The sequence below is a fragment of the Mycobacterium persicum genome, assembly GCF_002086675.1.
Lineage (GTDB): Bacteria > Actinomycetota > Actinomycetes > Mycobacteriales > Mycobacteriaceae > Mycobacterium > Mycobacterium persicum.
The window spans coordinates 1-342 of record NZ_MVIF01000326.1 but is presented as its reverse complement, the minus strand read 5'-3'; the positions used below and the strand labels follow the sequence as shown (position 1 = coordinate 342).

General features: G+C 56.1%; 1 pseudogene. It reads right to left on the bottom strand.

The annotated features are described in order from the left end of the window. Nucleotides 1–342, bottom strand: a pseudogene (locus tag BST40_RS28620) (PPE family protein); the annotation flags it as partial.

The window sequence follows — 342 nt, the reverse complement described above, 5'->3', positions numbered from 1 at the left end:
TGTCGGAGTAGGTGTTGGTGGTTCCTGATTTGTCCAGGCCGGTGTTGGTGCTGCCGGAGTTGAACAGGCCGGTGTTCGTATGACCGGAGTTGTACAGGCCGGTGTTGGTGTTGCCCGAATTCAATAACCCGGTGTTGAAGTTGCCGGAGTTCCAGAAACCCGTGTTGTAGTTGCCGGAGTTGGACGCCAGCGTGTTTCCGACGCCGGAATTCCACCAACCGGCGTTCCCGTTACCCGAGTTACCGAAGCCGATGTTGTAATTACCTGAATTCCCGATGCCGATGTTTCCGCTGCCCGAGTTGCCGAACCCGATGTTGAAGTTTCCGGAATTCCCAAGGCCGA